The 13698-nt window shown below is 53.5% G+C and carries 16 protein-coding genes and 1 pseudogene; 1 reads left to right on the forward strand and 16 read right to left on the reverse strand.

Annotated features, from left to right (window positions below; all coding sequences use genetic code 11):
* Positions 1 to 15 precede the first annotated feature (15 nt).
* From CJO09_RS09615 to tnpA, 4 genes are read right to left on the reverse strand one after another with little or no spacing between them, the layout of a single operon-like run.
* Positions 16 to 309: a hypothetical protein gene (locus CJO09_RS09615; RefSeq protein WP_147404918.1), complete on the reverse strand. Its 294-nt coding sequence runs from the start codon at positions 307 to 309 to the stop codon at positions 16 to 18.
* Positions 264 to 1799 (reverse strand): IS66 family transposase, encoded by a 1536-nt coding sequence (gene tnpC / locus CJO09_RS09620; RefSeq protein ID WP_119442160.1) that lies wholly within the window; start codon positions 1797 to 1799, stop codon positions 264 to 266. The genes CJO09_RS09615 and tnpC overlap by 46 nt, the downstream gene beginning before the upstream one ends.
* Before the next feature lie 58 nt (positions 1800 to 1857).
* Entirely contained in the window at positions 1858 to 2205 is a 348-nt protein-coding gene (tnpB, locus tag CJO09_RS09625; protein WP_119442161.1) for an IS66 family insertion sequence element accessory protein TnpB, read from the reverse strand.
* Complete coding sequence (gene tnpA, locus CJO09_RS09630; RefSeq protein WP_119442162.1) at positions 2202 to 2606, reverse strand: IS66-like element accessory protein TnpA; 405 nt, start codon at positions 2604 to 2606, stop codon at positions 2202 to 2204. Before tnpA ends, tnpB begins: the two co-directional genes overlap by 4 nt.
* Positions 2607 to 2687: 81 nt before the next feature.
* On the opposite strand from tnpA, the pseudogene CJO09_RS09635 reads away from it, so the two are divergent.
* Positions 2688 to 3632, forward strand: a pseudogene (locus CJO09_RS09635) (HAD-IC family P-type ATPase); the annotation flags it as partial.
* Positions 3633 to 3655: 23 nt separating this feature from the next.
* Here CJO09_RS09635 and CJO09_RS09640 read toward each other — a convergent pair.
* From CJO09_RS09640 to ccmA, 12 genes are all read right to left on the reverse strand, one after another.
* Complete coding sequence (locus CJO09_RS09640; RefSeq protein ID WP_119442164.1) at positions 3656 to 5116, reverse strand: multicopper oxidase family protein; 1461 nt, start codon at positions 5114 to 5116, stop codon at positions 3656 to 3658.
* Between the two features lie 289 nt (positions 5117 to 5405).
* Complete coding sequence (locus CJO09_RS09645; protein ID WP_114421026.1) at positions 5406 to 6152, reverse strand: cytochrome c biogenesis CcdA family protein; 747 nt, start codon at positions 6150 to 6152, stop codon at positions 5406 to 5408.
* 26 nt (positions 6153 to 6178) lie between these two features.
* Positions 6179 to 6790, reverse strand: a complete 612-nt coding sequence (locus CJO09_RS09650) for a TlpA family protein disulfide reductase (protein ID WP_245961282.1) — start codon at positions 6788 to 6790, stop codon at positions 6179 to 6181.
* Between the two features lie 16 nt (positions 6791 to 6806).
* Entirely contained in the window at positions 6807 to 7664 is an 858-nt protein-coding gene (gene ccmI, locus CJO09_RS09655) for a c-type cytochrome biogenesis protein CcmI (RefSeq protein WP_119442165.1), read from the reverse strand.
* Complete coding sequence (locus tag CJO09_RS09660) at positions 7661 to 8035, reverse strand: cytochrome c-type biogenesis protein (protein ID WP_425454090.1); 375 nt, start codon at positions 8033 to 8035, stop codon at positions 7661 to 7663. Before CJO09_RS09660 ends, ccmI begins: the two co-directional genes overlap by 4 nt.
* A gap of 77 nt (positions 8036 to 8112) precedes the next feature.
* A complete protein-coding gene (locus CJO09_RS09665; RefSeq protein ID WP_119442166.1) occupies positions 8113 to 8637 on the reverse strand; it encodes a DsbE family thiol:disulfide interchange protein in 525 nt (174 codons plus the stop codon).
* Positions 8634 to 10595 (reverse strand): heme lyase CcmF/NrfE family subunit, encoded by a 1962-nt coding sequence (locus CJO09_RS09670; RefSeq protein WP_114421159.1) that lies wholly within the window; start codon positions 10593 to 10595, stop codon positions 8634 to 8636. The genes CJO09_RS09665 and CJO09_RS09670 overlap by 4 nt, the downstream gene beginning before the upstream one ends.
* Before the next feature lie 5 nt (positions 10596 to 10600).
* A complete protein-coding gene (gene ccmE, locus CJO09_RS09675; RefSeq protein ID WP_114421030.1) occupies positions 10601 to 11047 on the reverse strand; it encodes a cytochrome c maturation protein CcmE in 447 nt (148 codons plus the stop codon).
* On the reverse strand, positions 11031 to 11225 hold the full coding sequence (gene ccmD / locus CJO09_RS09680; RefSeq protein WP_119442167.1) for a heme exporter protein CcmD: 195 nt from the start codon (positions 11223 to 11225) through the stop codon (positions 11031 to 11033). Before ccmD ends, ccmE begins: the two co-directional genes overlap by 17 nt.
* Positions 11222 to 11959: a heme ABC transporter permease CcmC gene (ccmC, locus tag CJO09_RS09685; protein WP_114421032.1), complete on the reverse strand. Its 738-nt coding sequence runs from the start codon at positions 11957 to 11959 to the stop codon at positions 11222 to 11224. The genes ccmD and ccmC overlap by 4 nt, the downstream gene beginning before the upstream one ends.
* Before the next feature lie 10 nt (positions 11960 to 11969).
* Positions 11970 to 12644 (reverse strand): heme exporter protein CcmB, encoded by a 675-nt coding sequence (gene ccmB, locus CJO09_RS09690; RefSeq protein ID WP_245961298.1) that lies wholly within the window; start codon positions 12642 to 12644, stop codon positions 11970 to 11972.
* A gap of 5 nt (positions 12645 to 12649) precedes the next feature.
* Positions 12650 to 13264 carry a cytochrome c biogenesis heme-transporting ATPase CcmA gene (ccmA, locus tag CJO09_RS09695; RefSeq protein ID WP_174233163.1) on the reverse strand — a complete coding sequence of 205 codons (615 nt, stop codon included), beginning with the start codon at positions 13262 to 13264 and terminating at the stop codon, positions 12650 to 12652.
* Positions 13265 to 13698: the final 434 nt, after the last annotated feature.

Consider the following 13698-nt stretch of genomic DNA (forward strand, 5'->3'; position numbering starts at 1 on the left):
ACGGCCTAAATTAGTTTAGGTCCACTTGGCGTCGGGCTGATTCCACTCATCGACCCGCTCGCCGCTGGCTTGAGCAGTGGCGATAGCGGTATCAAGGCGTTTTAGGATCGAAGTTATAGACTCATCGGGCCGGTAACGTAACATCGCCACAGCTTGTTTGCCATCATAAGCGACCGCTGCATTGCGCACCGGCTCGATTGCGCCAATCATGATATGGCCCGCGCCTTTGACCAGCGCATCAATATGCCGATGATCAGAAGCACTTATGCCGCCTTGGGTAGGTTTTCGTTTTGCAGGTCCAGACGCCACGGCAACAGTTTTTCGATTTGATTGATTGGATGATCAGCGATGCGCTCGAACACGGCGCGCAGATAGGCGAAGGGCTCCACGTCATTGAGCCGCGCCGTGCTGATCAAGCTATAGATTACCGCCGCACTGTGCCCGCCGCTATCGGCGCCGGCAAATAAGTAATTGCGTCGACCAAGCACCAACGGGCGGATCGAACGCTCGGCGGTATTGTTGTCTATTTCAATGCGACCATCGTCGCAATAACGGGTCAGTGCCGCCCAGTGGCCCAGCGTGTACTTAATTGCCTTAGCCAGTTCAGACTTCGCTGAGACGGTCACGAGCACTTGCTCCAGCCATTCCTTTAAACTGGTCAGTAGTGGCGCGGCCTGTCGTTGGCGCACTGATTGGCGAAGCGGCACCGCACAGCCTCGGATGTCCCGCTCAATGGCATACAGGGCGCCAATGCGGGCTAACGCCTCTTGTGCGATGGGCGATGGCTCATGCTTGAACAGGTCGTAGAATTTGCGCCGAGCGTGCGCCCAGCAGCCAGCCTCCACGATTTGTCCGCCACGGTACAGGGCACCATAGCCACTATAGGCGTCGGCTTGCAGAATGCCGCTAAAGCCTTGTAAATGTTTCTGAGGTCGTTCGCTTTTGCGATCCGGCGAGTACTGATACCAGACCGCAGGCGGCGCGCGGCTGCCGGCCGGTCGATCATCACGCACATAGGTCCACAGCCGCCCGGTGCGGGTTTTACCCCGCCCCGGGTCAAGAACCGGCACGGGCGTATCGTCTGTGTGGATCTTGTCGGCTTGGCGTACGTAACGGCCCAACGCATTGCTTAAAGGCTCCAGTAAGCGGCTCGACTCACGCACCCATGCGCCCAGCGTTGCACGTTCCAACTGAACGCCGGCACGACGATAGATTTGCGCTTGCCGATACAAGGGCGTGTGATCGGCATACTTGGCCACAACGACCTGCGCAAGCAAACCGGCATCGGCCATGCCGCGCGTAATCGGGCGCGAAGGCGCCGGCACTTGCTCGATATGAGAGCAGGCGCGACAGGCAAGTTTGGGCCGCACATGTCGGTGCACCTTGAAGTAGCCCGGCACGTAGTCAAGCGTTTCGCTGACGTCCTCACCCAATGTGCGCAACTGGCCACCACAGTGCGCACAGCCGCAAGCAGTGGGCGCATGAACGATGGTTTCGCGTGGCAGGTGCGTGGGGAAGGCGCGCGGCTTGCGACGTAAGATGGTGACGTTATTAGACGGCTGCGTCGGCAAAGCATCAGACGACCCAGCAACGGGCAATGATTCGTCGGCAGTTTCGGGCAGATCGCCCAGCGCCAACTGCAATTGATCCATCAATTCGCTCACCCGCTCCGAGGAGCGCCCGTATTGCCAGCGCTTTAATCGGGCAATTTCTGCCACCAACTTGGCAATGGTCTCGTCGCGCGAGACTAGCATGCGCTTGAGCGTATCAATGTCGTTGGGTAAGGCGTTGGCGAGCATGTGCGTCAGTATAAAGTAAGGCGCTTACCCTGGAAATAACTTTGTACTGATTCTATGCCTAGGCCGCCCTGGTTGGCTGCCACGTGCGCTCTGGACGGCGCCAATCGATGCCTTCGAGCAACATCGACAATTGCGCACCCGTCAAATGCACACTGCCATCTTGGGCTTGCGGCCAGACGAAGCGACCACGCTCCAGACGCTTGGCGTACAGGTTCATCCCGTCGCCGCTCCACCACAGCAGCTTGACCAGATCGCCGCGTCGGCCACGGAAGATAAAAATATGACCTGAGAACGGATCGTGTGCCAGCGTGGTCTGAATGAGTGCTGCCAGTCCATTCATGCCGCGACGCATGTCGGTCACGCCTGCGGCAAGCCAGATGCGTGTACCAAAGGGTGGCGCGATCATACCGGCATCAGGCAACGTAGGACCAGACGCAACTGGGTCGGATCCACCTTGCCGCGTACCTGCACCCGAGCTCCGTTCAGTTCGATCTCGATGCAGCTAGCCATCGCCAGCGTGCTCTCGACCGATTCCGGCTCGCGCTGATCGGTGGCCTTGATTGCGCCGGTCAGCGCCGGCGGCAACGTCACCGGCACCAGTGCACAGCCATCAGTGCTGCCCAGCAAACCAGCACGCAGCTCCCGCCGCCACTTGAACACCATATTGGCGTTCAGCCCATGAGCCAGGGCCACCTTCGCTACCGAAACATCCGGTGCGCAGGCGGCCATCGCCACCTCACGTTTGTAGGCACGCGGGTAATTGGGTCGACCTTTGCGGTTTGAAACCCGCACTTCACTTGTAGACATTGTGATCCCCACTACTTTTTGGTGGGCACCACTTTGGACTGATTCAGCCGTCGCGACTAGGCGGCCTTCACATGACGCTTACTTATTATCGATAAAACGGGCACCTTAACGGAAGGACGGCCAGGATTCGATCATGCCGCTGGAACGCATGACTATGAAGCAACGGAAGTCCTGCGGCTTGCCGCCAGCCTGGATCAAGGCAGCGAACACCCACTGGCCGCAGCCATTGTTTCAGCCGCGAAAGAACAAGGCTTGTCTCTAGCTGCAGTGCAAGATTTTGATTCCGAAAGCGGCATTGGAGTGAGCGGCACAGTTGAAGGGCGCAGGCTCATTTTGGGCAATACAACACTCCTGCAGGCGATGGGTATAGATGCGAGCCCACTGAAACAAACGGCTGATGCGTTGCGTGAACAAGGAGCCAGCGTAATGTTTCTGGCTGTTGATAACAGCCTGGCAGGCTTGCTCTCCGTCACCGACCCAATCAAACCCAACACGCAAGAAGCCGTGAAAAACTTACAAGAGGCGAACATTCAAATTATCATGGCCACGGGCGATGGCCTCGCCACAGCAAAAGCGGTTGCCAGTGAACTGGATATCGATGAAGTACATGGCGAGGTAAAGCCCGAAGACAAGCTGAACCTGGTGGCCGACCTGCAAAGCCAGGGACGCATCGTGGCCATGGCAGGCGACGGTATCAACGATGCGCCCGCGCTTGCCAAGGCCAATGTGGGTATTGCAATGGGAACCGGCACCGACGTCGCGATGAACTCAGCTCAGGTGACCCTTGTCAAAGGAGACCTTCGCGGCATCGCCATTGCCCGGAGTCTATCCGAAAAAACCATTGTTAACATGAAACAAAACCTGGGTTTCGCCTTTATCTACAATGCGCTGGGCGTACCCATAGCGGCCGGAGTGCTCTACCCCATAACGGGAATGCTGCTTTCCCCAATGTTTGCGGCACTGGCGATGAGCCTAAGCTCGGCATCGGTTGTATTCAACGCGTTGCGCTTGCGCAGAAAAACTTAAGACCAATAAAAAATTAAAAGAAATCAGCGAACGACGAACTGGCCCATCATCCCGTTATCCTCATGCTCAAGAATATGGCAGTGGTACATGAAAGGGGATGATATCGCCGGTTGCAAAAACCTCACCAGAAGTTCCACCGGCTCTCGGACTACGACCGTGTCTCTAAGACCTTGATCTCGAATACCTTTGTCCGACCCGTTCCGGCTCAAAACTTCGAAATGAACACCATGAATGTGAAACGGATGTGTCATCATATTTCCCGAAACATCCCAAATCTCTGTATCACCGAGCCTTACTTTTTCATTGATTCTTTGCATATCGAATGCATGCCCATTGATACCGAACATTCCCATGCCTCTGCCCATCATGCCGCCCATGCCCATATTCATTACAAAGCGCCGCCGCCGAACCGCCTTCGATACATCCAGACGCTCATGGGTGGAAAGCTTCTCTGGCACCTTGGCCCCAAGGGCTTCCGTGCCCTCAGGCTCGAAGCCGACGACTGTCTCCCGTCCGACCCCACCCAGTCCGGCAACACCTGACATCATTCGCATCATCATCGAAACATTGTTATCCGGCGCTGTATCCAGAGTGGTGGCTCGACCATCAGAGAAATCAACGAGTATTTCGGCTCGTTCACCCGGCGCAAGTCTCAGAGATCGCAGTTCGACCGGTTTTTCAAGCAGACCGCCTTCAGAAGCAATCCAGTGAAATAACCGATCGTCTGCAAAAGCAAGATCGTACTCCCTGGCGTTGGAACCATTTGCCAAGCGGAGACGAACCAGTCTGCGCGGCACACGGGTGACCGGGTTAACGGTTCCATTGACCATGAGGGTATCGCCTCTTCTACCGTGCATCGCCGCCATCATTCCCTGAGGGAATACAAGAGCACCATCTTCGAATTGCCGATCCTGCAATATTAAAGGTAGATCGTCAACCCCGTATTCCGAAGGCAACCCAAGCGCCTTTTCCTCGTCATCGGTGACGATAAGCAACCCCGCCAACCCGGTATACACTTGTTTCGCCGTACGACCATGGACATGCGAGTGATACCAGAGGGTCGCTGCGGGCTGATTGATCGGGAGCACCGGTCGCCATGTAGACCTGGGACGTATTAGCTGGTGGGGTCCACCGTCAAGCTCTCCTGGAACAAGCAAGCCATGCCAATGGACCGTTGTGTCTTCACGAAGAGCGTTTGTAATGGCGACCTCTACGTCATCGCCGCGATGAACACGCAGTGTCGGGCCAAGATAATTTCCGTTGTAGCCAAGCGTCACGCTTTCCCGCTCTGGAAAAAAGGAGGTCTTACCTGCCTGCGCGATTAACGCAATTGATTGTCTCTGATTGCGGGCATCGATCAACTCAGGAATTTTCAATTTTCTCGGATCACTATTTGCCGACGATGGCCATATGGCTGACCCAACTAAAAGTGAGCCTCCCGCAAGTACGGCACCAGTCAGAAAAGAACGACGAGTAAACATCATATTTTTTTCCTATAATAAAATTCTGTTCAACTATTGTCCTGCACGCCAGTGAAATAAAGTTTCACGAACCAAAAGAAAAACTTTATCGCTGTCTAAACCCCGACCCACCTCAATGCGTTGTACGTATAGGTACTAAGCCGGATTTCATTCAGCCTAGACTGGCATCAAAATTGATCGGGGCGTTGATGGAGGATTGGCTATCACCAAAGATATGGATTCCTAAAAAGATGCATCACAAGACAGTAAACGACGTTCGCGGATGTCAATATTTGTCTGTACATAGATGTAATCAGCCAATGTTCCCCAAAACCGGGAACGTTCTAAGCAGCCAAATCGCAAAACGAACCATTTGCCCGCTGGCCACTGCAATACCCATCAGTACCATAATCACGCCCGTCACGATCCGAAGGTAGCGACCTGTCCGTCTCAGCGCACCTAATCGGCGCACAAACGGCGTCATGAAGTAAGCCGACAACAAAAAGGGAATACCAAGCCCCAACGCATATACACCTAGTAGCAACATTCCCTGATCTAATGTCTGAGCCGTGGCGCCCAATGCCAGAATGCCTCCTAACACCGGCCCGATACAAGGGGTCCAGCCAAAGCCAAAAGCTATACCCAGCACGCCTGCCGACCAGGGGTTACCTCCACTTGCCTTCGACTCAAAGCGATAATAGCGTTGCGTCCATAAGGGTGCCCGCACCACACCCATAATCAATAGACCGGAAATAACAATAATGACACCCGCTACAATATTGAGCTCATAGCGATAGGACAAGAACAGGCGTCCAATCGCCGTAATGCTGGCGCCAAGAACGAGAAAAACCAAAGAAAATCCCAGAACAAAACACGCACTCAATCCCAATATTCGCCACCGGGCGATACGCGCCTCCGCAGAAGATACTGTGGGAGCCACTGAGCCACCGGCAATATAAGAAAGATAGCCTGGAACGAGCGGTAAAACACAGGGCGACAGGAATGACGCAATACCGGCAAAAAATGCCGTCGGCAACCCCAAAATACTTAACTCAAGCATCGCACCTCCTCAAAAACTTCATTAACTTAATCTTTAGCGCTAGAGCGCAGCAGTGCGGCATCAATCAAGGCGTCGACTTGCGGGCTGTCCCAGGCAGCCGCGCCCATTGCCCGCCCTATTTCACGACCCTCATGATTAATCAGCAATGTCGTTGGTACCCCCGGAATTCGCAAAGTATCGGCAACCTTTGTAGTCGGATCAAAATAACCGTGCAGGGTTTGTATGTTGAACTCTTTATAGAACGGCTTGACCAACGCCGGGTCCCGATCAATAGAAAGCGCCACCACTTCGAATGTCGGCCCCCCTCGCTTGGCATTCAACCGATCAAGCGACGGCATTTCCTCACGGCAAGGCGGACACCATGTAGCCCAGATATTGAGTAAAACAACTCGACCGCGAAAATCAGCCAGACTGATTGTTTTTCCTGCTTCGTTCTGAAAAGAGAAGGCCGGCAATTCGCGCGGGGTGTGCCACCGCATGAAGCGCTGATTACCTATATCAATCGCAACATTCAGCACACCGCCAAAGTTATTATTCGAGGCGTTATTATCCTGATAACGATATAAAGCCGCGGCTATGGCGATGACACTTATTAGCCCAAGTGCAATCCATCCGGTTTTCCTAAAAATTTGCTTCATCATAAAAATCCAATACTCAACGCTCTTGAGGTACGAAGCGGCCTTGCTCGCGACGCGCCCGCTCTATACTGCCAGCCACTGCGCGCGAGGCATCGGAGCCGTCAGGAAGCAAAGCCAACAACTTTTGCCAGGACTGGATAGCCTCCTGATAATCACGTCGTTCAAGCGCTGCCGCGCCGGCTAAAGTCAACGCAAAAGGCTGATTGGGATCAAGACTTAATGCTTTCTCAATCAATTGCTGAGGCTTACCCTCAAACCCTTCGCTAGAGCTTCTAGCCAGCGTTTCTGCATATTCTGCCAACGCCAACGGGTCTGCCTCAATCACAGTCGTCGCCTTGCCAAAGGCTTGAGCCGCTTCCTCATATCTTTCAAAATATCGATAAGAACGCGCCAGCATAAGCCAGCCAGCCGGATCGTCCGGATTGCGTTCGAGTCGCGCTGCAAGCGATTCCACCATGGACTGCACATCGGCCTGTGTAACTCGCGCCGGGCTTTGTATCGGCTCCGGGGCAATCGTCGCAGGATTGCCCAAAGCCAGATATGTCAATGCGGAAGCAAGAGGGAGTGCAATAGACAGAACAACGGCTGAATACTTGCCGCCCTGCCGGGCCATGGTGCCTGTTCGTGCAGGCTCCACCTCATCGAGCACCCGTCGTTGGATATCTTGTCTGGCTTCAGCGTGATCACGCGCAGAGAGCGTGCCGCTCACGCGATCATGCTCCAGCTCCCGTAATTGATCACACAGTACGGTCGCATTGACAGCCTGATGCTCAAGATTGCTATCGTTCCGTGGGCTTCGCCAGAGTACAAGTCCAAGAGGAAGAACTACACCAGTCACGAGGAGTGCCGCGAACAAGATAAAAGTATGACTCATGGCTGATTTCCATTACTTGTGATTTGCTTCAAGAGTGCGTCTGCTCGCGCACGCTCTTCATCGGACAATACCGGGTTCATCGCTCTCGCTTTACGGCGGATCAGAGAAACTATCAATACGAGAAGACCCAAAAGAAAAAACAACCCAGGGCCGAGCCATAGCAAAAACGTAGTAGCTTTGAAAGGCGGGCGATAAAGCACGAAATCGCCGTAGCGTTCGACCATATATGCGCGAATTTCTGCATCACTCTGGCCGGCTTCAATTTGCTCGCGAATCTGCTGACGCAAATCGACCGCCAAATCTGCTCTTGAGGCGGCGATCGACTCGTTTTGGCACACCAGACATCGCAGTTCAGACGCAATGCCGAGCATGCGTTTCTCTAGGTCAGGGCTTGTCGCCCACGACGGCACCACAAGCGCCGCACATAGTAAGACCATCCACAAACGCCTCATTGCTGCAACTCCCTAATCAACGGCAAAATGGTGTCGCGTGCAACGCGTGGCGTAACTGCGCCAATGTGCTTATAACGAATGACACCAGCCTTATCGATGACAAAGGTTTCTGGTACCCCATAGACACCAAAGTCTATGCCCACCCGCCCCTGTGTGTCGGATACAGAAAGCATATAAGCGTCGCCATTGCGTTCCAGCCATGCCAGCGCCTCACTGCGCACATCCTTATAGTTGAGCCCTACTATTGGAACTGAATGCGTCTTGGCTAGATCCATAATGACAGGATGCTCTTCAAGGCACGCGTAGCACCACGATGCCCAAACATTGAGTAGCCACACTTTGCCTTTCAACTGCTCCGGCGAAAAAGTGTGTTCAGGCGAGGCCAATAACGGCAGGGTAAAGCTGGGTGCAGGCTTATCAATTAATGGCGAAGGCACTTCACTGGGCTTCAATGTAAGACCCACAGCAAGAAAGCCCACCAACACAATGAAACCCACAAATGGCCATAAAAAACGAGTCATGAGGCGCCTCCCTGAAGCTGTACAGATACACGGCGCTCTCGTCTTTTCAGTCGATAACGCCGATCACTGATCGCTAACAACCCACCCAGGGCCATCAGTATGCAGCCACCCCAGATCCAGTCCACGAAAGGTTTGTAATAAACCCGTATGCTCCAGGCCCTTTCGCCAAGCTGTTCCCCCAAGGCGACATATATATGACGTAACCCGTTGGCATCAATCGCCGCCTCCGTCATCGGCATGGGCGAAGAGGCATAACTTCGTTTTTCAGGGTGAAGCAAGCGCAAAACTTCTCCATCGAGTGACATTTCGATGTCCCCAACGTCGGCGATATAATTTGGCCCTGGTGCTTTACGTACCCCTAAAAACTTCAGGTCGTAACCGCCCGCAGTCACGATATCTCCGGGTGCCATGCGTACATCTTGCTCAGTTTCGTAGCCCACGACGAGCGTCACTCCCGCCACAAAGACAGCAATGCCCAGATGCGCCACATGCATGCCAAGCCAACTGCGCGGCTGGGCAAACAATCCACCGCGTGTAGCCCGCACACGCTCTAAGACACCCAACACCACAGCGGTTGCAATCCACGTGGCCAATGCCAATCCCAAAGCCACCGGCCAAGACCAGCGACCCAACGCAATTGGCGTCGCGACGCCAATTACTAATGCTACAGCGGCCGGTATGTACAACCGTTTGAGCATGGCCCTCATTTTGGCCGATTTCCAATTGGCAACCGGCCCTACCGCCATCAATAACAGTGCCGGCACCATAAGTGGCACAAAGACAGCATTAAAGTACGGCGGGCCCACAGAAAGCTTGCCTAATCCCAACGCATCAATAAAAAGTGGATACAAGGTTCCAAGAATAATCGAACCCGCCGCCACGGCCAGCAATACGTTATTCACAAGCAACAAGGATTCACGAGAGAGCAAATCGAACCGTCCACCAAGCCCCACCTTTGGGGCGCGTAGGGCAAACAAAAATAAGGAGGTCCCCACCACCACAGTAAAGAGCAGCAGAATGAATACACCCCGGCGTGGATCGGTGGCAAAGGCGTGTACTGATGTCAGCACACCCGAACGCACGAGAAATGCGCCCAATAAGGACAAGGAAAAGGTGCTAATGGCAAGTAACACCGTCCAGCTTTTGAAACTGCCCCGCTTTTCTGTGACGGCCAATGAATGAATTAAAGCCGTACCCACCAGCCAAGGGATAAAGGAGGAATTTTCAACCGGATCCCAGAACCACCAGCCGCCCCAACCAAGTTCGTAATAGGCCCACCAACTTCCCAAGGCAATGCCCAAGGTAAGGAATAGCCACGCCGCCGTGGCCCATGGCCTGGACCAGCGGGCCCAGGCGGCGTCCAACTGCCCCGTTAAAAGCGCAGCAACCGCAAACGCAAACACGACTGAAAATCCTACGTAGCCCATATATAGCAGAGGAGGATGGAAGATCAATCCAACGTCCTGCAGCAACGGATTTAAATCCAATCCCTCCATCGGTGGCGGTACCAACCGTTCGAAAGGGTTGGATGTAAGCAAGACGAAAAGCAGAAACCCCGCCGCTACCAGCCCCAACACTCCCAATATGCGCGCCACCATCTCATCGGGTAACTGCCGTGAGAACACACTGACCGCGCACGCCCAGCCGGTTTGCATTAGCATCCACAATAAAAGCGAACCTTCATGCCCTCCCCAGACTGCTGCGATTCGATAAAACAAGGGTAACTGCGAATTAGAGTTCTGGGCGACATATGCTACCGAGAAGTCTTTGGCAATAAACGCCCAAGCCAGACTGACAAAGCTGATAATGATCAATAAAAATTGAATGCACGCAGCCGGCCTGGCAAAAGCCATCCACCGCAAATTGCCGTTAGCGGCGCCGGCAAGCGCGAAACCACCCTGGGCCAGCGCCACAAACAATGTCAGAATCAGAGAAAAATGGCCGATTTCAGGAATCATGGTCGTCATGGCCTCGTAGATGAAGTGTTCTTGGTGGCCTGGTCCAAAGCATGCTGGGCCTCAGGCGGCATGTAGTTCTCGTCGTGTTTGGCTAGAACCTCCTGAGCACGAAAATGCCCGCTTGGCTCAAGCCTGCCTTGGGCCACAACTCCTTTCCCTTCCCTGAACAAATCGGGCAAAATTCCCGTATAGGTAACGGGTATGGTCTTAACGGTGTCGGTGACGATAAAACTCACAGTAAGGCCGTCGTTTTGGCGCTGAACACTGCCTGTTTGAACCATTCCCCCAATGCGAAACGTATGCTCTTTGGGAGCTTCGCCCGCACTAACCTGAGTTGGGGTAAAAAAGAACACAAGGTTGCTTTGAAACGCATTAAGCACTAGCACCGTAGCTACGCCCAATGCAGCGACACCACCCGCGATGAGCGCAATTCGCTTATGTCTGTTTTTCATTGTCATCATTCCTTTCCGTAGTTGATGCACGCTTTATCCGGGACAAGGCGCTTTTGCGCCGTTGACCGAGCACGAATAACTCAAGGCTCAGAGCTGCGACGGTAACGCCTACTGAACCCCATACATAAAGCCCATAGCCACCCATCGCAAAAAAATCAGCCGCACTATTCCAACTCATCGCCTCACCTCAATCAATTCAATTAGCCAATCAGCATGCCGTTCTCTTTCCAGCACAATGCAACGCAGCCGCATCAAAGCAACAACCACCGTATACATCCAGGATGCAAAGGCCATAAGCAACATGCCTACGAGCATGAGCGTTGCCATCGAAGGAGCTTGCGTTAAAGAGACCGATGCCCCTTGATGCAAGGTGTTCCACCACTGCACTGAGAAATAAATAATCGGAATATTGACAACGCCGACAAGCGCGAGCACCGCTCCTGCTCTATCGGCTCGACGCGGCTCATCAATCGCAGACTGCAGTGCCAGAAACCCCGCATAGAGAAAAAATAAAAGCAGTTCCGAAGTTAAACGCGCATCCCACACCCACCAAGTTCCCCACATCGGTTTTCCCCAGAGCGCGCCGGTCCAAAGCGAAAGAAATGTGAACATAGCACCAGTGGGCGCCAAGGCCGAGGCCATCATGGCCGACAGCCGACTGTTAAATGCCAGGCCTATCGCTGCCCAAAAAGCCATGACCAAATATATGAACATCGACATCCAGGAGACAGGCACATGAAAAAAGATAATTCGATAACCTTCACCCTGTTGCGCGTCTGTCGGAGCCAAAATAAAGCCAACATACAGCCCCGCGGCGGCCAATGACACCGCGCCCGCAGCGAACCAAGGAATCATTTTTTCGGCCAGAGGATAGAACATTCTGGGCGAAGCATACTTAAACCAATTAATCATTCAATTGCCCTTATTCCAATGCAATACGCAGCGCCACGGTCGTAGCCCACGGTGCAAAAAAGCCGGCCAGAACCAATATCGCGGCCAGCAATGACAGATGTGAAGCTGCTTCCAACCCAGCATTCACGGCGCCCACCGAGCCGGCACCAAAGACCAGGACCGGCACATAAAGAGGCAGCACCAATAACGCCACCAACACCCCTCCACCACGTAAACCAAGGGTCAACCCGGCACCGATCGCTCCCACCAGACTGAGCACCGGCGTGCCGATCACCAAAGATAGAGTCAATGCAGTCAATGACGAGGCCGAAAGGTCGTATTGCAAGCCTAACAGCGGTGCCAATAACACCAGGGGCAATCCAGAGAGCAGCCAATGTGCAAACACTTTCCCTACTACCAGCATGCCCAACGGAGCAGACGAAAAAAACAGTTGCTCCAGAGTGCCATCGGCGTAATCCTGCTCAAACAGCCGATTCAACGACAACATACCGGCTAACAGTGCTGCCACCCAAAGAACGCCTGGCGCAATTTGTCGCAACGTATCTCGCTCCGGACCAACTCCTAAAGGAAACAGGCTCACCACGATGACAAAGAAAACAAGCGGTGTGAACGCATCCGCCTTACGACGCATGGCGATCTTTAAGTCACGACGTATAACTCCACTCAACGCAATCAATCCAAACATCTTGCTCATACGCCTATCCGGATGACCTGCGGCGTGTTCATTAGCGCCATTCCCTGATGACTCGTGATGACCACGACGCCGCCAGAATCAAGGTGTGCGTCTATCACACCAGTAAGCCATCGAACAGCCTTGGCATCCAGCGCTGTCAGGGGCTCATCCAGAATCCAAAGTGCACGTGGCTGAAGCAGTAAACGAACCAGGCTAACGCGTCGCTTTTGCCCTTGCGATAAAAATCGCACCGGAAGATCCTCCCTGTCAGCCAGCCCGCTCCGTCGCAACGCGTCGCGAACAGCACAAACCTCAACTGGGTCGTCTGCCAATGAAGCCGCGAACATCAAATTTTCTATTGCGCTCAACTCATCTTTAAGGCCCAAAAGGTGGCCACAATAGAGCAACTCACGACGATAATCACCGCCTGATTGCTGTATGGATCGCCCATTCCAGGACACAATTCCGGCCGAGGGTGGAATTAACCCCGCAATCATGCGCAGAAGACTAGTTTTGCCACTACCATTCTCACCTTGCACATGTAAACACTGGCCAGATCCAATCTGAAAACTGACATGACTGAATAAACTGCGCTCGTCGCGTATGGCCTGCAGGTTGACGCCTTCAAGCATCATCGCTCATGAATATTAAAAATATGAACATCAGAAATCTCCACTACTCGCACTTGCCACCTAACGGCCGCACATGCAAATGTGCTGGGGTTATGACATGCACAACAACCCCATCAATCAATTAATAGTTGGCAATAAACTTAGTGTTGCAGCAAGCTTATTTTCGTGATTGAGACGTGCACCAAGCGCGCACCCCGTAAGAGTTCAACGCTTTAACTTGCGGCTATAAATGAGATAGCTGGCGAGAACGACTCAGTAATGTGCCATTTAAGCCACGTTAAACCACTGAGGCCGCTCGGGTCGTTCGCCAAGGGTGCCTGAAAAATGACGCATCTCAAGAAATTGATGCGCTATATCAGAGGGAATTTGCGGTGTATTAGCGTGTTGCACGCTAATAAAAGGGGCACAATATACGTGACATGAATGCACGTTAT

The sequence above is a fragment of the Neopusillimonas maritima genome (assembly GCF_003576595.1).
GTDB lineage: Bacteria > Pseudomonadota > Gammaproteobacteria > Burkholderiales > Burkholderiaceae_B > Neopusillimonas > Neopusillimonas maritima.